Source organism: Helicobacter sp. 12S02232-10 (assembly GCF_002272895.1).
Taxonomy (GTDB): Bacteria; Campylobacterota; Campylobacteria; order Campylobacterales; family Helicobacteraceae; genus Helicobacter_J.
Window position 1 is genome coordinate 1 of sequence record NZ_MLAQ01000013.1, and the last position, 23,899, is coordinate 23,899.

Annotated in this window: 24 protein-coding genes; 22 read left to right on the forward strand and 2 right to left on the reverse strand. The window is 31.8% G+C overall.

From position 1 onward, the window contains the following. From BKH41_RS08525 to BKH41_RS08600, 17 genes are all read left to right on the forward strand, one after another. On the forward strand, window positions 1–1,162 hold a 1,162-nt coding region (locus BKH41_RS08525), incomplete at its 5' end, for a TrbG/VirB9 family P-type conjugative transfer protein (protein ID WP_180762793.1). 2 nt (window positions 1,163–1,164) lie between these two features. Next, window positions 1,165–2,316 (forward strand): DNA type IV secretion system protein ComB10, encoded by a 1,152-nt coding sequence (locus tag BKH41_RS08530; protein WP_180762794.1) that lies wholly within the window; start codon window positions 1,165–1,167, stop codon window positions 2,314–2,316. A gap of 1 nt (window position 2,317) precedes the next feature. Beyond that, complete coding sequence (locus tag BKH41_RS08535) at window positions 2,318–4,732, forward strand: hypothetical protein (protein WP_095299028.1); 2,415 nt, start codon at window positions 2,318–2,320, stop codon at window positions 4,730–4,732. Between the two features lie 21 nt (window positions 4,733–4,753). Next, the gene (locus BKH41_RS08540) at window positions 4,754–4,948 is read left to right on the forward strand and encodes a hypothetical protein (RefSeq protein ID WP_095299030.1); all 195 of its coding nucleotides are present in this window, start codon (window positions 4,754–4,756) and stop codon (window positions 4,946–4,948) included. Beyond that, window positions 4,945–5,877, forward strand: coding sequence for an ATPase, T2SS/T4P/T4SS family (locus tag BKH41_RS08545; protein ID WP_095299032.1), 933 nt, complete (start codon window positions 4,945–4,947; stop codon window positions 5,875–5,877). The genes BKH41_RS08540 and BKH41_RS08545 overlap by 4 nt, the downstream gene beginning before the upstream one ends. Then, window positions 5,874–6,221, forward strand: a complete 348-nt coding sequence (locus BKH41_RS08550) for a plasmid mobilization relaxosome protein MobC (protein ID WP_095299034.1) — start codon at window positions 5,874–5,876, stop codon at window positions 6,219–6,221. The genes BKH41_RS08545 and BKH41_RS08550 overlap by 4 nt, the downstream gene beginning before the upstream one ends. Beyond that, the gene (locus BKH41_RS08555) at window positions 6,221–7,990 is read left to right on the forward strand and encodes a type IV secretory system conjugative DNA transfer family protein (RefSeq protein WP_095299037.1); all 1,770 of its coding nucleotides are present in this window, start codon (window positions 6,221–6,223) and stop codon (window positions 7,988–7,990) included. The genes BKH41_RS08550 and BKH41_RS08555 overlap by 1 nt, the downstream gene beginning before the upstream one ends. 78 nt (window positions 7,991–8,068) lie before the next feature. After that, window positions 8,069–8,233 (forward strand): hypothetical protein, encoded by a 165-nt coding sequence (locus BKH41_RS09855; RefSeq protein WP_180762795.1) that lies wholly within the window; start codon window positions 8,069–8,071, stop codon window positions 8,231–8,233. Beyond that, window positions 8,220–8,966 (forward strand): ArdC family protein, encoded by a 747-nt coding sequence (locus tag BKH41_RS08560; protein ID WP_095299039.1) that lies wholly within the window; start codon window positions 8,220–8,222, stop codon window positions 8,964–8,966. The genes BKH41_RS09855 and BKH41_RS08560 overlap by 14 nt, the downstream gene beginning before the upstream one ends. 49 nt (window positions 8,967–9,015) lie before the next feature. Then, window positions 9,016–9,195 (forward strand): hypothetical protein, encoded by a 180-nt coding sequence (locus BKH41_RS08565; protein ID WP_095299041.1) that lies wholly within the window; start codon window positions 9,016–9,018, stop codon window positions 9,193–9,195. Next, window positions 9,173–10,414, forward strand: a complete 1,242-nt coding sequence (locus tag BKH41_RS08570; protein ID WP_180762796.1) for a zincin-like metallopeptidase domain-containing protein — start codon at window positions 9,173–9,175, stop codon at window positions 10,412–10,414. Before BKH41_RS08565 ends, BKH41_RS08570 begins: the two co-directional genes overlap by 23 nt. Continuing rightward, window positions 10,411–12,369: a type IA DNA topoisomerase gene (locus tag BKH41_RS08575; RefSeq protein WP_257875450.1), complete on the forward strand. Its 1,959-nt coding sequence runs from the start codon at window positions 10,411–10,413 to the stop codon at window positions 12,367–12,369. The genes BKH41_RS08570 and BKH41_RS08575 overlap by 4 nt, the downstream gene beginning before the upstream one ends. Further along, window positions 12,366–12,791 (forward strand): single-stranded DNA-binding protein, encoded by a 426-nt coding sequence (gene ssb / locus BKH41_RS08580; RefSeq protein ID WP_095299047.1) that lies wholly within the window; start codon window positions 12,366–12,368, stop codon window positions 12,789–12,791. The genes BKH41_RS08575 and ssb overlap by 4 nt, the downstream gene beginning before the upstream one ends. Window positions 12,792–12,847: 56 nt before the next feature. Next, on the forward strand, window positions 12,848–13,150 hold the full coding sequence (locus BKH41_RS08585) for a hypothetical protein (protein ID WP_095299049.1): 303 nt from the start codon (window positions 12,848–12,850) through the stop codon (window positions 13,148–13,150). Beyond that, window positions 13,140–14,990 (forward strand): nucleotidyl transferase AbiEii/AbiGii toxin family protein, encoded by a 1,851-nt coding sequence (locus tag BKH41_RS08590; RefSeq protein ID WP_095299051.1) that lies wholly within the window; start codon window positions 13,140–13,142, stop codon window positions 14,988–14,990. The genes BKH41_RS08585 and BKH41_RS08590 overlap by 11 nt, the downstream gene beginning before the upstream one ends. A 738-nt stretch (window positions 14,991–15,728) precedes the next feature. Next, a complete protein-coding gene (locus BKH41_RS08595; protein ID WP_095299052.1) occupies window positions 15,729–16,289 on the forward strand; it encodes a hypothetical protein in 561 nt (186 codons plus the stop codon). Between the two features lie 63 nt (window positions 16,290–16,352). Continuing rightward, window positions 16,353–16,568, forward strand: coding sequence for a hypothetical protein (locus BKH41_RS08600; RefSeq protein WP_095299054.1), 216 nt, complete (start codon window positions 16,353–16,355; stop codon window positions 16,566–16,568). A gap of 235 nt (window positions 16,569–16,803) precedes the next feature. Here BKH41_RS08600 and BKH41_RS08605 read toward each other — a convergent pair whose 3' ends face one another. Continuing rightward, the gene (locus BKH41_RS08605; protein WP_095299056.1) at window positions 16,804–17,103 is read right to left on the reverse strand and encodes an antA/AntB antirepressor family protein; all 300 of its coding nucleotides are present in this window, start codon (window positions 17,101–17,103) and stop codon (window positions 16,804–16,806) included. A gap of 559 nt (window positions 17,104–17,662) precedes the next feature. Here BKH41_RS08605 and BKH41_RS08610 point away from each other — a divergent pair. The 4 genes from BKH41_RS08610 (at window position 17,663) to BKH41_RS08625 (ending at window position 20,771) form a co-directional block, all read left to right on the forward strand. Next, window positions 17,663–18,670, forward strand: a complete 1,008-nt coding sequence (locus tag BKH41_RS08610; protein WP_095299058.1) for a replication initiation protein — start codon at window positions 17,663–17,665, stop codon at window positions 18,668–18,670. 10 nt (window positions 18,671–18,680) lie between these two features. Beyond that, complete coding sequence (locus tag BKH41_RS08615; protein ID WP_095299060.1) at window positions 18,681–19,076, forward strand: hypothetical protein; 396 nt, start codon at window positions 18,681–18,683, stop codon at window positions 19,074–19,076. Window positions 19,077–19,260: 184 nt separating this feature from the next. Further along, window positions 19,261–20,364, forward strand: a complete 1,104-nt coding sequence (locus BKH41_RS08620) for a hypothetical protein (protein ID WP_095299062.1) — start codon at window positions 19,261–19,263, stop codon at window positions 20,362–20,364. Next, window positions 20,361–20,771 (forward strand): hypothetical protein, encoded by a 411-nt coding sequence (locus BKH41_RS08625; RefSeq protein WP_095299064.1) that lies wholly within the window; start codon window positions 20,361–20,363, stop codon window positions 20,769–20,771. Before BKH41_RS08620 ends, BKH41_RS08625 begins: the two co-directional genes overlap by 4 nt. 281 nt (window positions 20,772–21,052) lie before the next feature. Here BKH41_RS08625 and BKH41_RS08630 read toward each other — a convergent pair whose 3' ends face one another. Next, a complete protein-coding gene (locus BKH41_RS08630; protein WP_095299066.1) occupies window positions 21,053–22,807 on the reverse strand; it encodes a hypothetical protein in 1,755 nt (584 codons plus the stop codon). A 677-nt stretch (window positions 22,808–23,484) separates the two neighbouring features. On the opposite strand from BKH41_RS08630, the gene BKH41_RS08635 reads away from it, so the two are divergent. Then, complete coding sequence (locus BKH41_RS08635; protein ID WP_095299069.1) at window positions 23,485–23,775, forward strand: hypothetical protein; 291 nt, start codon at window positions 23,485–23,487, stop codon at window positions 23,773–23,775. The last annotated feature ends 124 nt before the right edge of the window (window positions 23,776–23,899 follow it).

A 23,899-nucleotide genomic window follows, 5' to 3' on the forward strand; every position in this document is an offset into this window, starting at 1 on the left:
CCGACAATACAATCTCCCATTAAAAATAATGAGAGATCTCCAAAGCTACTGCAAAATTTTGATTAGCTTGATAAGCAAATCAAAAAATGTTACAATGAGCCTTAGAATTGTCGATAGCAATTCAAGGAACTTCATCAGAAACACCTTTTTAAGGTTGTTTAGATTTATCCCCAGAGGCTGCAATCCTCTAGGGATAGCAACCTCAAATACAATCATATCCTATTTAAAAATCTGTATTTTTCTCCCTTTTTTTATAACGATTCTCTTTGCAGAAAGTCCTTTTGAAGGCGAAGACAATACATCAGTTCAAAATCCCGCAGATACCGTTAAAAATCAGAACCTGAATGCCGTTCAAAATTCGTTTTGGTATAAAAATCGCACGGGCAATGAAAATATTCTAAATATTAAATTCAATCCCAAATCATCAAAAACCTATAAAATAAGAACCCGTTCAGCGATGGCTACGACTTTTATTTTTGACAGCGACAAAATTGCTCAAGTCATATTAGGGGATTCTTTGGGTTTTGAAGCCTTAGAGTTGGGTCGTAATAAATATGATCTGTCAAACATATTAGTGGTTAAGCCGAAGCTCATTGGCATCGACACTTCTTTAACAATCATTGGCGAAAGCGGTAATATTTATAATTTCTATTTGTTCAGCACAGATTATAAAAATTCAAGAAACCCCGCTATTTTAGTATTTGTCTCTGAAAATAGAACTATTGGAAAAATCAAAGTTGAGAATCTGGAATTAGAGAAAGCCAAAAAGCTTGAAGAAGAAAAATTAGCACTTCAAAACAAACTCGATAATAAAAAAGAAATCTTGATTATTGGCGAAGGGATTGAGAAAATATCCATTGATACCTCTAAAATTCAAAAAGGTTATAGCTCTTACCCAAAAAAGAAATGGTATGGATCCACATCCAAAGATTCGGCTAAACTCAAACCCATTGAAGTTTTCAATGATGATAAATACACTTATTTTAAATACAATAAAAATCGATCTGACTCTAAGTTTCCAGCAGTATATCGAGTAGTAGATGGCTATGACAATCCCGCAAATGTCAAAATTGTCGGCGATTATATCATTGCTGAAACGATATCCGATAAATGGACGTTGCGAATTGGCAATGAGTATGTATGTGTCAGGAAAAAGCACTGAATATGAAAAAAACGTTGCTTTTTATCGGGATTACTATTTTGATCATCGGGATATTTTTCGGATCAATTTTTGGCTATGTATATTTAACCGAAGATAAAAAATACAATATTGATCCCAAAGACAACATTCAAAGTCTAAATGATGATAAAACAAAATTTCCGGTAACAGATTATATTTTCTTTGAAGAACCCCATAAAAAAGAAACAACACGAGATCTTGAAAACATTTTTAAACAAGAAGAACCAAAAGAGGAGACAAAAAAAGATGACTCCTTAAAAAAAGACTTAGAAGAAGCTAAAACGACTACGCAACCAATGCCCACAATAAAAAAATACACAGAAGATATTTTTGATTCTCAAGATCAAGATCTTAGAGATTCCATTCTGGGAGCAAGAAACACTTCTTTATCACTAAATATTAAAAAGAACCAAAATAAAAATAAAAAAATTACATTTGATTTTGGAGACAACAAGTTTTCAAATCAGCCTAGCAAAGATATTGCAACAGGAGAAACAAAACTCTATCGAACCATTACAGCCAATAAAATGATACCCGCAATTCTTATCAATGCCATCAGTTCAGACTTGAGCGGAAAAATTACCGCTCAAGTTGAAGATGATATTTTTGCAAGTATGGGGAATGCTGTTTTAATCCCCAAAGGATCACAAGTCATCGGGTTTTACAACAATAATAATCAAATCGGTGTCAATCGCTTGCAAGTTATATGGAGTGAGATTATTACACCACAAGGTGTGGATATTTTACTGACAGATGCTTCAAATGCAGATATTGTAGGAAAAAGCGGTTTACCAGGAAAGGTTAATAATAAATATTGGGACAGATACGGATTAGCACTTACATTAAGCACTTTAGCCAATGCTATCACATTAACCGTAGCCAACCAAACCGCAAAGTTTCCAAATTATCAAACCCAACAAATCTTAGCTCAAGGAGGACAAGACATCAGTTCAATTATGCAAAATATTATTCAACAACAAATCAAAATCAATCCAACGATCGAAGTGATGGCAGGCAGTCGGATTTTTATTAATCCCAGCGTTCATATGTGGTTTCCAGAACCAAAAAACGGAGAGATTCTTGTGAAATATTTCAAAAATATCAAAGAACTTGACCAAGAAGAAGGAGAGAAGTAAGATGGAACATCAGATGGCAATAGCCAATAGGGACGCCCACACTCCCTACAATCCGAGACCTGCCGGACTGAGCGCAAATGTTGCTAGTGCAAATTCGGCTATTACTGAAAATATTATACCTCAAAACACACAATTAAATCTTACAGATTCTCAACTTCAAAAAATTGAACAAATACTAAATTCTAAAAGCTCTATTGATCAAAAACAAAAAGCACTCAATGAGCTTGAGAGAATTTCAAAGAAAGTCTTAAATCAAGAGCAAAAAGAAATTGTTCAAAAGCTTCAAAATCAACACGCCAATAATAAGGCATTAAAACATAAAAAGGAGTGTAACACAATGAAAAAAATCATTTGTTGGTTATTTTTAGGATTAAGTTTAAGTATTGTCAATGCAACAGACAGCATTGACATTAAGGTCGAACAAGATATTAATTTCGATGACGGGTTTGGAATGCTTAAAGCCCAGCCCATTTTAAATGGTGTCAAAGATATTCAATTGATGGGAGAATATAACGTTAATTCTCAAAATGGAAATGTTGAAATGAAGTTTGATAAGGTTATTTACAAGGATCAAACTTATACTCTTACCGAACCTTTTGTCAAAAGAGCCAGATTAAAAAATCCCAAAAAAGCAGTTCTAAAGAAAGATTCCAAGATAAAAATTGCAGGAGGATCAAAAAGTGAGATTCTTAATATTTTAAACAGCCCTTCAAGCACGGAATCAAGAAATAGAAGCAGTAATAGTTCTAGCGGAACAGGAGGGGCAATTTCTGGATCAACAAGGGCATTAAGAGGGAATGGGACAAATGGAAATAGCGGAAGCTATGGTTATGGCTCAAATACAAACGGCTATTCTAATGGTTATTTACCCTACATCGGGACAAATTCCAATTCTTCAGACTCCCCATCCTCTAACTCTCCCGATTATAGTTCTCCTACTACCAACAGCGATGGCAGTTGCAAACCTCCCTATATAAAAGATGGCGTTGTCGGCGTGTATGCCAGCGTCGGAGGAAGTTGTCAATTATTTACAGCTCCGAGTTCGGCAATTTATATCAAAGAAAACCAACCCACTTGTCAAAATAAGATTAATTATGCAACCAAAGAAGTGGAAATCGGACAAGAAAAATATATTGCGATGGATGACAATAAGGAATATAAAATCTCTCAATGCGAATACACACCCCCTATCGCTCTTTCAAGCGAAATCGGAAAATGCAAAGCAATTCCTGATTATCAGAGCAATCAAGCCCTTATTCAAAAGCAATATTTTTATGTCAAAGACAATCAAAGAATAGATGTGGGAAACTGCACCCCTACGGATGAAAAAATATCTATGAACGATGATGTGAATGCCTGCGATTATCGCTTTGATTTTATCAACAAAGAAGCGATCAAACAAACTCAATTTTTCTATATGGCAGATAATAAAAAATATAATGTCGGGGAATGCGTAGATAAAAGCGGAGATAATTTCAAATACCCAATGTATGAAGATGCCGCTAATTGTCCTTTTACAACCCTATCTGATGGAGTGAAGCTTTATCAAACTAAACTTGTTTTCAATGATTTACAAGGAGGCAAACACGATGCTACCTCTTGCCGACTCATTGACACACAAGGATTGAAAGTCTTTGAAGAGTTTGCAGGATACGATTATAAAGACACTTCCAAACAAGCCATCAGAAAAATCAATCAATATTTTATCGGTCAAGGCAATCAAAAAATTTATTTAGCCAAAGATGTTGAAACCAATAAAGCTTACCCATATCAACAAGAAGCTTGCGGTTGGACAAACAATGATATTGACAAAGTCAGCACAATGAAATTTGCCAGCTTTTTTCAAGACACAGACGAAAATAAAAAAATTTATACACAAAAATGCGACGATCCTAATAATCTCAATGAAACAAGGATTGCCTATGTGCCTTTAAGCTCAAGAGGGAAACTGGTGGATACACAGCAAAATAAAACGTTGATTCCAGATAGCGGAGGTCTGAAAATCTATGGCACAAATGATTATATTCAGAACACAGGCAATTCAAGCAAAAATATAAGTGGGGCTGACAGCGCTGCAAGTGATAGGGGAAACACTCAGGAATGCCTAGATGGATGGCCTGAAATAAACGATCACGGCAGGATAACATATGGCTTCAAGGGTCTCAAAAATCTATATACTCAAGAGCAAATAGCTGGGCTAAATATCTTTTGGGGAAACAATGGGAGAGGATATCACATTAACGCAGGAAGTCAAGCCGTATATAGCAATGATTTTCCAAATTGTGCCTGGAATACTAAGGCAGATTATTTCACCAATCAAACTATTGCAAAATACGAAGTCGAGTCCATTTATCTAAGAGGAGATGGATCTCGCCTTGAATTACCCAGCGGCGAAATCAAATATTATGCGGAATAAAAACTGATAAGGAGATAACAAATGAACTTAATTAACATTGATGAACAAATCCAAATGATCGAAAAACAAACTTCGCTGATCGGCAAGATCAAACGCCAAAAAAGCATAGTTGAAAAATCTGAAAGGATATTTTTAAGAGACCAAGAAAAACTCAAAAAGCTATTGAGCGAATTTGAAAATGCTAGCTCGAAAAAAGATAATGAGGTGCAAGAATGATCACAAAACTTCTAAGTGAGGCACTCAAAAAGTTTAAACCCTATTTGGAAAGCGGAGCAAATGAAGTATTGATCAATCGTGAATTTGAAGTTGTTTTAGATAAACAAGGGGTTTATGAATTTCACCAAGATGAAAATTTTAACAAAAAATTTTTGGAAAGTTTTTGTATGGAATTAGCTACTTCTAGGGGCTTGAGATTCAATGAAAACAACCCTTCTTTGAGTTGTGAAATACCCATTGATCCAAACAATCAGGAAAATTACTACGGATATCGAGTACAAGCTATTCATCAGTCTATTCTTTATGACAGCGATATCAGTATTTGCATTCGAATTCCTTCCAAAACAATTTTTAAATTGAGCGATTTTGCCTTGAAAGCAGATTCCAGTTACGAATTCATTGAAAGTCTGATACGAGGTAAAAAGAATATTTTAGTCAGCGGGGGAACAGGAACAGGGAAAACAAGCTTTTTAAACGCATTAATGACACAAGTTCCAATAATTGATCGAATTGTAACAATCGAAGACTCTCAAGAGCTAAGAATTGCAAACCCTAACAAAGTGCAAATGCTTATTTCAAAAAATGAAAACAAATTCAGTTATGAAAATGCTTTAAATGCTTCAATGAGACTAAGACCAGACAGAATATTCTTAGGCGAGATTGATACAAGAAATTGCCTGTTATTTTTAAGACTTTCCAACACTGGTCACGATGGAATGCTATCAACTCTCCACGCAAATAATACCAAAGACGCCATCAAAGCCATTATGACTAATGCAATGTTTGGCGGTTTTAATGATAAGGAAGCATTAAAAAGTTATATCCGAACCGCTATCGACTATATTATTCAAATTAAAAGGGAGAAAAACCAAAGGGTAATCTCTGAGGTATTTGATGTTAAGAACTCAATTCAGGATGATTTTGAATGAAACGAATTCATTTATCAATTCAGGAAAAACATGATCAGATACTCGAACGAGAGGCTAAACGACGGAATAAGTCCAAGTCTCAATATTTGAGAGATTTAATCTCAAAAAGAGCCAATAACAAAATTTTAAAAGATCTTGCAAAAATTCAAACTTTTAATTGTGAGATTTTATTGCAAATTTCACGATTGAGTGCCAATATCAATCAAATTGCCTATCACCTGAATTCAGGCTTTAAAACTGATCCCAAAGAGTTCTTCAAAGTATCGGAAGAGTTGCTCGAACATATTCAAATATTGAGAGAAGATTTAAATAAAAACTCAAAATTACTATTAAAGGTTGTTTAATGAAAAAAGCACTGATTGGAATTTTTGTAGCTCCTATTTTAGGCTATATCGTTTATATAATCTCTTTGATGGTTCTTTTTGATTTGAAATTTGATTTAAAACTCTTTGAAGTTTCATATCGCATATTAAAAAGTTTAACCCCCGATGGAATCCATTATTTAAAACCGATGGTTTTTTTGTCTTTATTTTTTGGATTTTTTACACTCCTGATCACTATCTTCTTCTCCCTTTTAAAGGGATCGGGCAAAGGAGATTATGGGAAGTCAAGATTTGCAAATATTAAAGATTTAAGAAAACTTGATCTCAATTATGAGAAAGGTTTGATTTTAGCCAAATATAAAAATAAATTTATTCGTTGTATAGAACCATTGACATCATTAATTGTAGCTCCACCAGGCACAGGAAAAACAGCTTCAATCGTTATTCCAAATTTACTCACTATTCAAAATTCGTGTGTTGTATTAGATATCAAAGGAGAATTAATTCAAAAAACTGCGGGGTATCGGCAAAAAATATTAAAAAACAAAGTTTTAATATTCAGTCCAATGGGTAAAGATAACACTATGAAATTTAATCCGTTTGATGAAAAATGCGTTAAAAATTTTAATTTTGTTCAGAAAAAAAGATTAGTGGAGGAAGTCGCCAATACTCTATTTGTCGCAGAAAAAGGCAAGGATCCTAATGATTTTTGGCTAGCTTCTGCCAAACAACTTTTTATTTTTTTTGCTTTATATGATCTTTGTGTTAAAGGGAAAAGTTCTTTTGGGGATTTAGCCCAAGCAATTCAAAAAGATTATTATGAGGAATTGGAAGGCGATTTTAAAAAAGAATGTGAATTTGAAGAAGAAGTCTTTGATGAAGAGAACCAACAGGCTCAAACTATTATCAAAAGAGACCCTAAAGCAAATACTCTTACAGCATTTTTCAGACAAGTATCTTTAAAAGAGTATAAAACCGAAGAACTTCATAATACCAATGTTCAGGAATTCGTTTTAGTACAAAATCAGGCTAGGATTTATTCAACATCTCCGCAAGAGACGTTTGGAGGATTTACGGCAAATTATATGGTTTATCTGAATGTATTTACAAACCCTGATGTAGCCGAAGCTACAGGCTCAATGAGCTTTGATTATGAGGACTTAAGGGAACAAAAAATTACTCTTTACATCAATATTGGACAAACTGATATTGATACTCTTGCTCCCTTAGTAAGAATATTGATGGAATCTATCGCTAAAAATCTACTTTTAAGAGAAAATTCAGATCCTGACAAATTTATTTATCTGCTTCTTGATGAATTTATTCGTTTCGGAAAGCTTAATTTTATTATGAGATTACCGGAATTATGTCGCAGTTATGGGTTAATTCCTATCTATATCACGCAAAGTTACCAACAAATTCAAGTAACCTATTCTAAAGAAGATGTAGATATTTTGCTGGCTAACACTCATTACCAAGTTGTTTTCAGAATGAATTCTTTTAAAGATGCCAAAGAAGTCAGCGATACAATCGGGGATTTTACAAGAGAAAAAGAGTCCATAAGTGCCTCCAATATGAAATTTGTCGAAAACAATAAATCTGTCTCCAAAGAGGGCTATAAACTACTGACACCTCAAGATATTATGAATCAAAACAAGGAAAAAGTATTGATTTTGGTATCGGGTCATAAAGATACTCCTTTGCAGGCAAAAAGAAATATGTTTTTTAAAAATCAACAATTAAAAAATGCTTCTGAAATCGCCTATGATCCAAATCATATGGCAGTTTAATAAACCCTATGTGTGGGTTTTAAGAAACCTATACATAGAGTTTAACAAGCTCTAAATTTTAAATCAAAGGAGTTTTCATTGGAACTTAAAAGAATTAAAGACTTGCCTGAAGAAGGAGTCTTAACGGCAAGCGGAGAAGTCATTCAGAAATTAGCTGAAATGGGTTTTAACGATGAAGAATCAGAGCAAAACGATGATTCAGAAGATGACGTAGCAAAGGATCAAAACAATGGAAAACAATAACGCAATCAACATCCAATCAGAACAATTAGGCAAAGCAGATAATGTCATTTACTTGGACAATACCCTAGACAATGCAAAATTTCAATCAAGCGAATCAATTGATGAAAAGCCCAAAAACGAGGATAAGAAACAAAATGCTCCAAGCCCCGAAGCTCCAAATATTGCTCCAAGCGATATGGCAAGTCAGATGGAAGGTTATTTGAGATACATAATCGGGATGGCTTGTGAAAGCAAAAAAGCTCCTTGGACTAAGGATAAAACAGCTCAAGAAATTCAAGAAGACAAACTTAAAAAACCATTTAATCCAATTACGGGAATTTCTTATAGCGGAGCGAATCAGTTAGCACTGGAATCTCAAGGCAAAGAAAGTGGTATGTGGCTTACTAGAAAACAAATTGAGAGTTTAGGAGGTCAAATTGATACCGAAAAAAACGAAGGGATTAAAACTTTTTTTGTAAATAAACAAACTAATGAGATTAGATATGTAAGAGTTTATAACGTTACTGACATTGAAAATCTTGACATTACTCAATTACCCCATCAAAAAATGATCTCCATCGATAAAAAACCATTGTTGGATTTACGGGGAATTAATCTATATCCACATACAAAAAAACAAATCTCTATTTATAATCAGGCGATTAAAAACAACACAGACTATAAAGTCCCGCTACTAGAAGCTCCAAAGAAGCAAGAGCAATCTCAAACAAACGGAAAGGGCTTAAGTGCTTGACCTGAATAGGGTAGAAACTCTACCCTTATTATAAATACAAGGATAAACAATGAAAGCATTTCAATTTAATAAACAAAATGACAAATACGAATGGATGATCGAGCAAGCCGATGAACTCACCCTTAAAGAAATCCAAGAAGATGAAAAAGTGCGAATACAAGCAGGTTTTATAGAAACCGACAATGGCAGTTATTATAAGGATTCCAATGCAAAGGCAGACAATGAGTAATACTTACAAAGATATTCAAGACGCACAAATAAAAATGATGGAAGACTATATTCTCTCTCATTTGGATACTGGATTAAAATGGCAAAAAAACTGGGAAGTCCCCACTCTCAATATCCCTCACAATCCTGCCACAGGAACAAAATATAAAAGAACCAACGGGCTTATATTGATGCTTTATCGATCCAAATATGGTTATCAATCAAACCAATGGGCAACATTTGCTCAAATCAAAGAAATGGGGGGCAGTGTGCAAGCAGGAGAAAAGTCTGTTCCTTTTATTTGGAAATATGCTCTTACACCTGAAGAAGCACTGAAAAGAAAAATGATTACGCCTAGTGATCCAAGAATAAATGATGCAGTCGTATTTTTCAATAAAAAAATGCTTTTATTCAATATCGAACAAAGCACGCTGACTCAAGAAATGATCAAAGATTATCAAATCAAACATAATTTTCCTAAACATTATTATGAATCTGACAAAGAAACAACTGCAATGATCGAATCTAAACTTCACAAAGACATTGAAGCTGTTTTAAAAAATTCCAAAATCCCTATTATTGATAATATTGGTTCGCCAAGAGCCTTTTATGATCCACAAAAAGATGAAATTACATTGCCAGATAAAAAATACTTTGATTCATTGGATAGTTACTATTCTACTGCATTGCACGAACTCGGACATTCTACAGGACATCCAAACAGGCTTAATAGAGAAATGGCAGGATTTTCTACCGATAAAATCAGTTATGCCAAAGAAGAGTTTAGAGCTGAATTATATTCAGTATTGCAAGGACTGGAATTGGGGCTAGAAGTCAATCTTAAAAACCACGCAGGATATATTGATAATTGGAAAAATGTATTCAAAAATGAAGAGACCCAAAGAGAAGAAATCAAAAAAGCTCTTAAAGATTCAGTTTCAATGGTGAAATATGTCCAAGAAAATTGGTATCCCGATCACCTCAAACAAGAATTTAGGGTAGAAAAACAAGCTCAAAACGAAGATGTGAAAGAAAACAAAATCAATCCTCCTTTTGAGATAAGAGAAATAAAAACAAGAATTTCAGAGATTCAAAAAGTCTTGTCAAATCCATCGTTAAAAGATAAGACAACTGCCTTAAAAGAGCTTGAAAAAATAGCAAAACAGCCTTTAACACAGTTTGAACGCCAAGCTATTCAAAGACTGCAAAATCAACACCAATGCAAAGGATTGAGAATATGAGCGTGATTATCATTGAAGCACCCAATAAATGCGAAAAAATCGCCAGTATTACTAATGCTAAAGTGTTTGCAACCAAAGGTCATTTCAAACAGCTGGCAGAAGAAGAATGGCTGGATTTTGAAACTTACGAACCTCAATTTGATTTTATGAATGAAAAGAAAAAATCCATTGATCACATATTAAGAGAGTGCAAAAATCAAGATGTTTACATTGCTACCGATCCAGATCGAGAAGGATATGCTATCGGGTATATGTTTTATGAAATGGTTAAAAACATTGCCAAAAGTGTCAAGAGGGCAGAATTTCACGAAATCACAGAAAGCGGAGTCAGGAAAGGCTTGGAATCCTCATTGCCTTTTAATCAAACCAATGTGAAATTCTTTGAAGCGTTTAAAGCTAGAGTAGTTGGAGATAAGTTGGTAGGATTTATCCTAAGCCCCAAACTTTCAAAACTTCTAGATATTAAAAGAATGAGTGCAGGAAGGGTTCAAACACCAGCACTCAAACTTATTGTAGATAGAGAATTGGAAATTGAAGCGTTCGAAAAAATCCCAGCCGATCAAAAAATCGACTTTAAAATCATAGCAAAATCAAAAAAAGATAATAAAACTTTTGATTTAAACAATGACAATCGATTTAAGACTAAAGATCAAGCACAAGAGTTCTTAAACTCTATTGTTGAAATCAAACAAGCATTAGTTTCAAAAAAAGAGACCAAACAAGGCAAACAATCCCCAGATAAACCATTCCAAACCGCCACTATGATCAAAAAAGCCAATCAAGTTTATGGCTTTAGCAGTGATAAAACAATGGCTTTAGCCCAAAATCTATACGAAAAAGGATTGATCACTTATCATAGAACTGATGCAGAAAACTTAAGTCTAGAGTTTCTTAACGAAGCCAAGTCGTTTTTAGAGCCTTTATACGAATGGTATCAATATAAAGAATACAAAGCAGGCGCTCAAAGTCAAGCCGAAGCACACGAAGCAACTAGGATCACTCATATTCACCCTTATGAAAAAATAGAAACTTTAATCTCAAAAGAAAAGCTCACTAAAGAACACGAAGATTTATATCGATTAATTTATTGCAACAGCATTCTCTCTCAAGCCAAAGATTGTCTTTTTGAAACAAATCGATATGAATTTAATCTAAAAGGAAGGAGCTTTTATCTATCGACAAAAGAGATCAAATACAACGGCTTTAAAAACGTTTTTCTCAAAGAAGAGCCGGAGAATGAAAAAGAAGAACTGAAAGATCTGACCTTGCAACTCAATGAAATGGATACAGTTGAAATCTTAAATTTTGAGATTAAAGAAGTAAATAAAAAAGCTCCGTCCAGATTCAAAGAAAGCGAATTTATACCGCTTTTACAAAAATTAGGCATCGGCAGACCTAGCACATATCATACTTTTATCCCCAAACTCATTGAGCGAGAATATATTCAAATTCAAACAAAAGGCAAAAAACAGGAATTGAAAGCCTTAGAAAGAGGAAAATTAGCGATTGAAGCTTTAAAAAAAGAAGATGAATGGATTACCCAAAGCGAATTCACTGCTCAAATGGAAAATATTCTTGACTTAATCACAAATGGTCAATCTCATTACATCGACTTTGTGAAAACTCTGCACGAAAAATTAGGGTTTATCAAGCTAAGTAAAAGGGAGAAAAAGCCCCCGAGCCTTAAACAAATAGCCTTAATGGAAAAGCTTTCGACAGAACACAATATCCCTATACCTCCTGAAGCAAGAGAAGATGTTCAAGAATGCTCAAAGTGGCTAGATAAAGCTTTTAAAAAGCAACCTTCAAGTGCGGGGCAAATTAAATTTGCCGAAGATATCTTTGAAAAAACAGGGATTCAACTGCCAAAAAATTATAAAGAATCAGCGGAGGCGTGTAAAAATTACATTGAGAAAAATAAGTCAAAATTAAATCAAATGAAGGACAAAAAATGACCAATATCATCACAATATCAGGAAATCTAGTCAGCGGAGCAGAGCTTAAAATTATCGGTAAAAATAATGTATGTGTTTGTAATTTTACTATCGCAAACAATAGGAGATTTAAAAATGAAAAGGGCGAAGTAATCGAGAGACCTTGTTTTATTGACATAAGCCTATTTGGAGCTTATGCTGAAGCTTTACACAAACATTTAACCAAAGGCAAAGGCGTAATTGTTACAGGCGAACTTATTCAAGATGTTTGGGAAAATGAAGGCAAAAAATACTCCAAACATCGAATCAGAGCCAAAGAAATTGATTTTAGAGAATCAAAATCAAAAGAAGAAGAAAAAGCTCAAGAAAGGGCTGAGAGAGAACAAGCTCAAAACGAAAGTTTCATTAACATAGAAGGAGATCAAATTACAGTATCGATATAGAAGCAAGAATAAAATTATAAAAAAATTCTATAATTATAGAAATTTAAGGAATTCAAATGAACCGAACAAACGAAATCCTCATAGAGCTGTCAAAAAAATATATATGGTGGCAAAAACCTCAAGAAACGATACAAAGTCCTGAAAAAATCATTTTAAAAACAATGGATATCGGGACTTTTGAAGATGCAAATATTTTATTGGAAAATTTTGACAAGCAATTTTTAATTGAAACTCTTCAAAAATCAGAAATCGGTTCAATGCGAAAAAAATCTTGGCATTATTGGCACATTATTCTTGGTATTTGCGATTATAATCATATTCCGCCAATGCCTACAAAAAGAGTAAAAAATGTTTTATAAAGAAATACTTCCCAAAGAACAACAAGAAATCCTACAATACTTAAAACCCATTACAGATAAGGATTTTATTCTCTTTGGAGGCACTGCTATCGCCTTGCAATTAGGGCATAGAGTATCTGTAGATTTTGATTTTTTTAGATCCGAGCCACTCGATCAAAATGAAAAAACAAAAATATCAAATCTGAATTTTCTCAATAATTTCACTACGCTACAAAATGAAGAAAACACATTTGTTATTAGCGTTAATGGTGTAAAACTATCTTTTTTTGGTGGGATTGATTTTGTAAAATTATCTAAATTCAAGTCTTTTGAGACTCTAAAAATAGCTCAATTAGAAGATTTACTGGCAACAAAATTAGCTGTTATCACTCAAAGAGTGGAATATAAAGATTATATCGATGTGATTCACATCATTAACAACGGGTTATCTTTACAGCAGGGATTTAAAAAAGCTAAAGAATTTTACGGGAATCAATTATCAATTCAAGACACATTAAAAACATTAATTTATTTTGAAGGCGGGGATTTATACCAATTAAAAGATAATGAAAAAGAAGTTCTTACCAAAGCCGTTTATGGATTCAACAAACTGATTCAAGATAAAAGACTAGAAAATACTAAACAAAAAACAAATCCTTATGAAGCCGTTAATATTCCAATGGATGAAATATTATTAAAATTAGGCTATGAATACAAGCGTGAAAAATGCACAAAACGAAATTTTACAATGGAAAACCAAAATGGTGATTTAGTCGTAATCTCAAGAATGTCCAACGATCATTATTTATATTTTAATCCATTTAATGACAACGACAGAGGCAATATTCATAGTTTTTGCAAAAATCGGGGAGTTTCACTTAAAGAAATTCTATATGCCAATACCTTTGAATACGCTCATAAACTCCAATACACAGATCCCAAAGAAAAAGAAAGCAATTCTCTTAAAGCCATATTTGAGTTTGAAAAATTCAGAGAAGCTAAGGGGAATAGTAATTATTTAGAATTCCAACGAGGTATTTCCAGAAAAATTAGCGAAGCTTTTAACATCAAACTGGACGATCATAATAATGTTTGCTTCCCTCACTATTGCCTAGAAAAAATACCTGGATTTAAAAAGGGAGAAAAAGATTTAGAGTTTATTTGTCAGAGCGGTTATACTCTTAAATTTCGAAATCCTTTATTTAAGGATCGGGATGGCAACCCCTTAAATAAACCCATAAAATCACTTTGCTATGGCGGGAAAGGGCTTGAAATTCTAAAATCTCCCGATTGCACGCACTTAAGTAAAGTTCAAAACATCATCATTACTGAGTCCAGCATTGACTCACTATCATTTTTTGAGCTGAAAAAAGAACGGGGAGAGAGAAATTTTGATTTTAATAATACTTTGCTATGTGCCACAGGTGGCAATAAAAACGAATCCACAACGAAAGTTCTTGAATTCATCAGAGATCGTGCGACAGAAGCCACTTTTATTTTAGCGATGGATCAAGATGAAAAGGGTAAATACTTTACAGAACAACTTAAGGAGCTTTTAAAAGGGAGAAAAATCAAAGAGGAATATTCCGAGTTTAAAGATTTTAACGATGATTTAAGGGCTTTTAAAATTATTTCAAAAGACAAATTGAATTTAGAAACCAATCAAGACCTCAAAAAATCTTTAGAAAATAAAATGTGTCAAATCCTCAAAGATTTAAAAAATCACAGAATAAATCCAAAACAAAGAGAATTTGAACTTCAAAAACTTGAAGTAATTAAAACCATCTGCCCTTTCAATCGAATTCAAGACAAATTTTATCAAGAGATAGTGCAAGAAAAAGAGCTAAATTTAAGGAGGTAAAGCTACTTTACTAATCCTCAATCTCTTATAAACCTTAAGTCATTTAGTTATGAAAATTTTGATTTTCAAACTTAATAAATCCCATAAATACGTTCTTTTAGATTAATAGCACAAATCAACCTAAGCTTAAACAACTAAAATAGGGATTTTCAAGTGCTTTTACAACTCGAAGCTTAAACAAATTCCTTAAAACCCTTAATTAAAATTATAAATATCTAATAAATATTTATAGAATATTTTATAAATAGCTTTTAAATATTGTTTTAATATTTTCTAGTGCATTATTAATTAGGATATAAATAGATGATGATTGAGATTAAAGTATAAAGCAAGCTAAGAGAGTAAATAGCAAGGCAGTCTGAGTGTGGCTTGCTAAGATTTTCATCTTCACACCCAGATTTTATCTCAAATAGCAATTGTCATTAATAAAATTAATGCTACAATTACCTTCAAGATAGTCCTTGCTATCTTAATGATTGACACACTCATCACCTCATTTCGAGGTCATAAATTTGCCAAGAGGTTACGACCCTCTCTTGGCATAACCTCAATTGTAATCATATCAAAATCTAACCAGCTTAAACATCAAGGCTTATTGCAATCCAAAAGTTTCAATTAAAAATTTATAAATATTTAATAAATATTTATAGAATATTTTTTAAATATTGTTTTAATATTTTCTAGCTATTTTTTTAATATTATTATGATACAATAAAGAAAAATTTCAAAGAGGATAGAATGAATGTAGCAGTCATTAATAAAAAAGGAGGAGTCGGGAAAAGCCCTATTGCTTATTCCTTAGCGAAAGATTTAAAAATGAAGTATGTAACTAACGATACTTCAATCGCAGAATATCATTTTAAAGATGTTTTAAAAATAGATGATTTTAAAAATTATAAAATATCTGATAATGAAATGATAGATTTTGGAGGGTTTATTGTCAAAGGTATTACAAGTTTAATCGGTCAATTGGATAAAATAATCATTCCTTGCACACCAAAAATAAATTCAATTATGAGAACAGCAGAAACAGCGGGAGAGCTTAGTAATTTTAATGAAAACATTATTATTGTAATTACAATGTTTAAAACAATCAAGGAATATGAAAATACAATCTCTCAACTAGAACAATATTTTAAGTTTCCAATTTTTCCATTGAAGGAATCATTGATTTTTGAAAATGTTTGTACCACTGGATTGAGTCCCAGAGAACTTTTTAATGAAAATCCTTTGTCAAAATCTGCCTATAAAACCATAATTGAGCAGTATGAAAACTTAATTCAATTTATAAAAGAATAATATCTTATAAATATTTATTAGATATTTATAAGATAATGATAAAATATTTAATAAGGAGCATAAATGGCAAATAAAATCGGACTGAATGATATTCTTAAAAAAAATCTACCTGTTGAAACCTATTCAGATAAAGAAGAAAAAAAAGAAGATGATAAAAGATTTCAAATAGCTCTTTATGTATCCAAAGAAGAAAAGAGTATTTTACAGGAAAAAGCTAAAAAAACAGGAATGAAAATCAGTCAATACATTAGATTTAAAATTTTCAATGATAATATCTAAATAAAAGCGGAAGAAGCATTTTATGCGGGCAATTTGTTTGAAAGTTAAGAATTGTTAGTCGCCCCCAAAGGGGCTTCTAGGTGGTTATCTCAAAATCTTGATTAGTAAATCAAGAAGTGCTATAATCAAACCCAGAATTGAGACTAACAATTCAAGGAATTTCATAAAAACACCTTTATAAGGCTGTTTAAATTTATCCCTAGAGGCGGCTACCTCTAGGGATAGCAACCTCTGCTCAAATTATATCCAATCCAAAATCAATAAAATATTTTCTAACCCGTCTGCCTTTGTCATTATTTTCAAGCATAGAAAATTCTTTAGCAGTATCTAGAGTGAGGATATAGTCTAAACTTTTACGATCCCCTCCTAATTTTGGGTTTTGAAGTTGAGTTCCATTGACTAAATGATGATTCGCCAAATTTGGCGAATCAAATAAAATGGGGGATTGTGAGGTTTTTAGAATAATAAAATCCTCATTTTCGACAAATCCATACTTATTGATTCTATCTTTTATCCAAGTGCTAAATAAAATCATTACAAAAACCTATCTAAAAACCTTTAAAATTTGATTAGGTATATCTGGGTATAGGCTAGTAATAAAAAATCGATTTTTGACCTATTGTATAACGTTTTAAGATTATATTTTGTTTTCCTCCCTTTTAAAATTGAATTGTTTGTGAGATTATTTGGTCTTAAGATGGTTTTTATTTGAGATTTAATTAGAGCTTTGCTAATATTTGGTGTAAAGCGAGGCTTTAGCCGAAGCATTCCGAATTCGAATTTTTAAACGAAGCTTAAATTTTTGTTAAAAAATTTTTAGCGAGTTTTCTTGTTTAGTCTTTTTAAATCTTTTAACTAATACTTTTAGGGGTTCTACAGCTCCCTTAATAACGTTTGTTGAGGCACTATTAAGATAACAAATGGGGGTGATTAAGATAACAAATGGGGGTGATTAAGATAACAAATGGGGGTGATTAAGATAACAAATGGGGGCGGAATTTTATAAATTTTTGTAAAAGTTAAGATTTTTATAATAACATTAATAATTTTATGTTACTATAAGCTCATAAAACATCTAATTAAAGGCTTGCTGATTGAATGAAGTTGTTAAATATCACAATGATATAAACTTAATCGCTTTTAAAGATTTTACTGAAGCGGACTTGAATAATTTTTTTGCAGTTTGTCATAAGATGAAAAATGAAGGTTCAAGAAAAGTTACGATGAGTTTTGAGGAACTTAAAAGTTTATCTGGATATAAGAAAAAAGACGATAAAGAGTTTGCATTAAAGTTGGAAAAGATTTATGATAAAATTTTAGCACTCTCATTAGGTCTTAAAGAAGAAAAAGTGATTGATAAATTTAATCTGTTCAATAAATTTACGATTAATTTATTGAAAAAAACACTTACTATCCAAATTAATGAAGAATTTTTATATATCTTGAATAGCTTGAGCGGTAATTTTACTCGTTTTGAATTGGAAGAATTTTGTAATATCAGCAGTAAATATGCTAAAAATCTGTATCGAAATTTTAAACAATGGAAAACAACAGGGGAGTCTTATTTTACTTGGGAAGAGTTTAAAGCTTTTTTAAGTATACCTGATACTTATACCACAGGTATGATTGATAAAAGAATTATCAATCCCTCTGTTGAAGAGCTTAAAAACATTTTTTTTGATTTAAATGTTACAAAAATAAAAGGAAAAGGCAGAGGGAGAGGCGGACAAATTGAAAAAATCAAATTCACTTTTCTGCCTGAAAAATGGGAAGTTGTTCCACATCCGAAAATGGATAGTCAAATCCCTGAACAACAAAAAGCTTTTCAAAATCTTCATTCGTTTAAAAATTATATTTGCAAAAAGTTTGCTCCTGCTCCAAACTGTCAATTTTGTTCTTTTACAAAATATGGCGATTTTCAATTATTCATTAAAAGCGATAAAGTAGGAAAAAAATATCTGGCAAAATGTTACTACAGCTCTAAGACTAATGAATATATCGAAGCTAAACTTGAAAGTTCAGAAGCTATAACTATTTGGATAAATTTATTGGAAAAAGCTAAAAGAGGCTTGATCCCTGAACTGCAACCGACTTTATTATAAAAGGGAGAGAATGACTGAAAATATTAAAAAAAATCAGCCTCATATCGTTGAAAGTCGCTATTGGTCAGAACGATCGGTTTTATCAATGAAAGACGATTCTTATTATTTTTTCTTTGTTGATTTATGTATCCGTATCCAGCACGGGATCTTCCCAACCAAAAAAGAAGCCGATAAAAATCAGTCATTGGTAAAAGGTGGGCTTTATATTGAAGTTGATGTCGAAACAAAAAGACTTAAATTTAGTGATGGCAAAGATTATGTTGTCAGATTTGCCTTTAAAGACCGAGTGATCACAGAGAAAGAGTTTTATAGAATCGCTAGGGAAACATCCGCGGTCAATCCGATCAAATATATTACTCTAGGGTCCGCAAGCATACCTTTAAGTAATTATGAAGATTTATTATGATAAATAGTATTTAATGTTTGAAAGAAAAATTAAAATTGATTTTTTATAAATTCATAATTTTAAAGAATAAGGAGCAAAAATGACTATAGCAGTTCTTTTTCCGATCGTAGGTCTTATCGTTCTTGTCGGCACTTTAATTTATATTGCTAAAAAACTCGAAAATGCTTAAAGAATTTAATAGCTGATGAAAAAAACACTTATCGCCGTTCTTTTATCCTCTGTATTACTGAATGCAAGTACAGACACACCTATATTGCTCCAACAAGTGTCTTTGGCGTTTGAGGAAATTAAGCAATTTAACGAAGGTGTGAAAGTTGCTATGGAAAATCTCGATCAAATTAAAACCATCAATAAAACTCTTGATTCTGTCGATAATGCTCTTGATGATATGAAAATGTCCATTTATAATCCTGTTGAGGGCATTAAAAAAATCCAACGAAACGCCGAAGGAATGATGCAGAGAATGGAATATTTGGGTCAAAGACTCGCTGATTTAAGTCCTGAAGATTTTTTAAAAGAAGATAATGATTTTCAAGAATGTATGACAATGATACAGGGCAAAGACAATAAAGAATACGAAACCATTAACGCTCAGACAAATCCATTATGGCAACAGTTAAAAGAACAATCTGAAAAAGATAAAAAAGAGATTGAGAGAATCCATAAATTAACAGGCATTGATCTGCCAACACTTCAAATAAAAACTTGTATTGACAATAAGCTATCAGGTCTTAGCACTCAACTGATGGAGCATATTCGAGAATTAAAATTTGCTTTAAAAATAGGGGATATGCAAGCTTATGGAGAAGCTTTAAAAAAGATTGACTACGATTATAAAAAAATTAAACTCGACAACTACAATTATCTCAAACAGACTGTCGGTGAAATAACAACTTTAAATGCGGGCTTAAATCAAGCAAATGAAAAGTGGAAAAAAGATCTAGAAAATTTTAAAAACAACATAGCAAACGCTGCTAGCAAAAAACAAAATGAGAGCGTATCAGATCTGCTGCTTGGAATCGGTAATCTTTTACATTTTATTGCCACCATCCAACTCCAACAATACAATCTGGCAATCAAAGCTCAAACTCTTATGGCTCGCAATATTCTGGCAGTCAATTCTGAAAAAATAAATAGTGATGTTTATAATACCATCCAAAATGAATCGGATAAAAAAACAAAGAAAAAATATGTTAATGCCTATGAAGAAAGTCTCAAAAAAATACCGCTTGAATACGATGCACTCGGGATACCCATATTAAATCAAAACACAAGGACTAATCAATGAAAAAACAAATCATCGGCATTTCTATTTTGATCGGGCTATTGGGGAATCAAGCCTTTGCATATAATTGTATTCCGGAGATGAAGGCATTGGAGAAAAAACTAGCCACAGAGAAAAAAGAATGGTTTAAAAAACATACTCCTCCGAGAATATCTAACTACGACGAATACTGGCAGCAACATCGCAATCAACTTACAAAAGAGCAAAAAAAGGCTTATGATGATTTTAGAGATAAACAATGGGCAGAGTGGGAAAACCTACAAAAAAAATGCTCTGAAAAAACGCAAGCCGAAGAAGAGAAAATTCTAGAAGATATGCAAAAAACCAAAGAGCAATTAAGCGGGCATATCCAAGAATATAAGCAAGAACTTCAAAAAGATCTCGACAAAAAGAAAGGACAGGGAAAATGAGAAGTATTAGGATTAATATTGAAAATAAAGCAATAACCCCCTACAATAGCTTTATATCTCTATTTTTCAAGAAAAGCTCTAGAAGATTTTTTAAAAAAATTTCCAATCATATTTAAAGCTTAAATAACCAAGTATTATTGCAATAATAAATGCAATAAGTTTTTTATTATAAGCATTTATTCTTTTGTCTATGATATCGGCTTTTAATTTTATATTTTCATTCTTTTCCATACTCAAATATTATAACATAATCTATAAAAGGGAGAAAAACACTTTGTCTTTTATTTCTTAATGCTTTTATCTCTGCTTGCATTTTGCCTGCCAAGCTCAAATTCAAATCGCTTATAAAGTTCCTTAAAATTCTCCATTGAGTTATTTTTGATTTTCTCATATAAAGTCATTTTGTAAGCTTCTTTGTCTTTGAGTATTTTCTTGGCTACATACCAATCTAAAAAGTCACTGATATTGTATTGTTTTATATCTGGAGAAATAGGTTTAATTTGGCAACTTGTAATTTCATTAGCATTTGAATCTTGCGTTTGGAGCCTACTGATTTTTTCAATCTGCAAAGATGTATCAATATTGTATTTATTTGCCATTAATTCGAGTTCTTTTTTAAAAAAAGGAAGATTTTTTATATTTTTCTCATCAATATTTCCTAACCTGTCTTTTAAATTTTTAAATCTAAAACTAATGAATTCTTTGAGTTCATTTTGTTTCTTTTGATTTTGAGCTATCAATGTGTCTAAATTAAAACTTACATCTTTAATCCAATCATAATTGTTTTGTTGCAGATCTTTAAGCACGTTTAAATCTTTGTTAAGCGTATTGATCGCTACATCAATTTTAAAAACGCTGGCATTCTTATCAAATAACGATGCCATCAAGTTTGTTTTGATATGTCTAATAGAATTGCTTAAAACATCTTGACTTGAAAGCTTGAGATTTGAACGGATTTGATTGAATTTTGAAATCAAGCTTTTAGATAAAGTCTTTTTATATTTTTTGTTTTGGATCAATTCAAAAAAAGCCTCTTGTTTTCTAAGTTCTTCATAATCCCCGTGGTTAAATTCTTTTCGTTTCAATTCAAGTTTCTTATAGGCGTTTTTCAATTCTTTGAGTGATTCAAAAAGTCTCTTTTTGTCTTTAAACTTTTCTCTTAATGCCTGATGGATTTTTTTTAATTTTGAAGCGACTTTGAAATTCCTATTTTGAATAAAATCCTCTCTCAATCTTTGCTGTTCTTTCTTCAAGTCTTCAATCTCATTGTCTAATGAATCTGAATTGTATTCGGCAATGGAAATTTTCTTTGCAAGCTGGCGAGTATTTTTCAAAATCTCCTCTGAAAAATCTGTTTTTACTTGGGGATAAAACTTTTCAAAGTTCAATTCTCTCTCAAATTTATATTTGTTTTCATAGTGGAAGTTTTTATTGCAGACATTCAGAGAATTTTTAAAATCTTCTCGGAGCTTATAAAAAAATTCTTTGCATTCATTTTTTGTCTTAAAGTGAAGTTTTTTATTGGTATAAAGATTATTTTTATTTAAGATCACGTGAATATGTGGTTTGTTTTGATGGGTGTGTTTCACAAGAACATATTTATATTCGTTAAAATTTTTTCTCATTGTAATCTTAACAGCATTTTCTAAGGCTTCAATATTCTTTTGAGCAAATTCTTCATCAATTCCAAAGACTAAATGCATTCCTTCTTTTGCATTCTTTTTGCCTGAAAAATCTTGTTTCCAATCCTCTAAAATTTGATTGATTTTGACTTTTTCTCCCTTTTGATTTTCACAAAAAGAAGAGTTGGAATTTCTGATGATATAACTCAATGCATTTTTAATGCCATTAGAAGATAAATTTGAAATATTTTTCACTAAAACTTGCTTGAAATTTTGATGAGAATTTTGAAAATATTTTGATCTGAAATTAAGTTTATGAAAAGAATTACCAGATGTAAAATCAATTTTTTCAGACTTTTGAAATCGTGTTTTTATCTCTTCATAATCAAAAAATATTTCATCAATCGTTCTCATAAAATCATTCTATCTTTTTTTAAAGGCATTTTCTTAGCAGGATAACCCTTTTTTGCCCACGCAAAAAACAATAAACTCCATTGATAACGGGCTTAAGCCCTGAAATTTTTGACAAAATTGATTTTAAAGAAAAGATAAAAAAATAGACTTGAAATTGCAATGCAAAGAACTTGAGTTTAGCAGATTGAAAAACAGATAAAATTTTTAAAAAATTGCTTTTGAAATCTTAAAATCTTTTCAGATAAAAAATTTGTTTTCAAAATAGAAAATACTTATCAGTTATTAACATTTTAATCAGCTAAACTATTTGTAATATTTAATCTCGAAATTCTTCATCAACTCCAAAAACTTTTATCAGTTAAGCAAAATCCCTTTTAAAATAATTTTGTTTTAGTAACATCTAAAATAAAATCTCTATAAGCCCCTTAATAACGCAATTATTTTTAGTAACATTTGGGGGAGTAACGCAATCAACATACTTACACATTGATTTAAAATTTATCAGATATCAATTGCTGTCAGTATTAAATATTGTCTCATAATCTTAAATTGTAACAAATTGTAATTCTCTTGAAAATTTATATGATTTTTTCTTTGCTATTTAAGCGGCTTTTTTTTTTTTTTTTTTTTATAAACTTGCTTAAGTTTTAATTAAAAAACTTGTAAAAAGGAGAAAAATGAATCGAATATTATTTTTATTGACAATCTTTGTTGCTTTAGGAGCTTTTGCATTCGGAGCAGGCGTTGATGATATTGCAAGTGCGATTCAAAGTGGAGCAGAATCAGCTTCTAAAAAAGGATTTGCAATCGCTTCTATTATTTCAAAAACCTTAGGCGTTCTATGGGTAGTAGCCCTATTGGTAGGGGCTATTTTTGCAAGAGATCGCATTAAAGAACACATTTGGGGACTGATTGGAGTAACGGTTATTTTAGTATTGGTTATTGCAGTTTGTGAGGTTATGAAATAATGATCGCACACCCAAATTTTAGAGAAATTTCTAAGAAAGAGAAATTATTTGGTATCACAATTAAAAGCTGGATTATTTGCTCTTTTTTAGGCTTCTCATTTTTTGTATTCTTTGTTTTTTATGG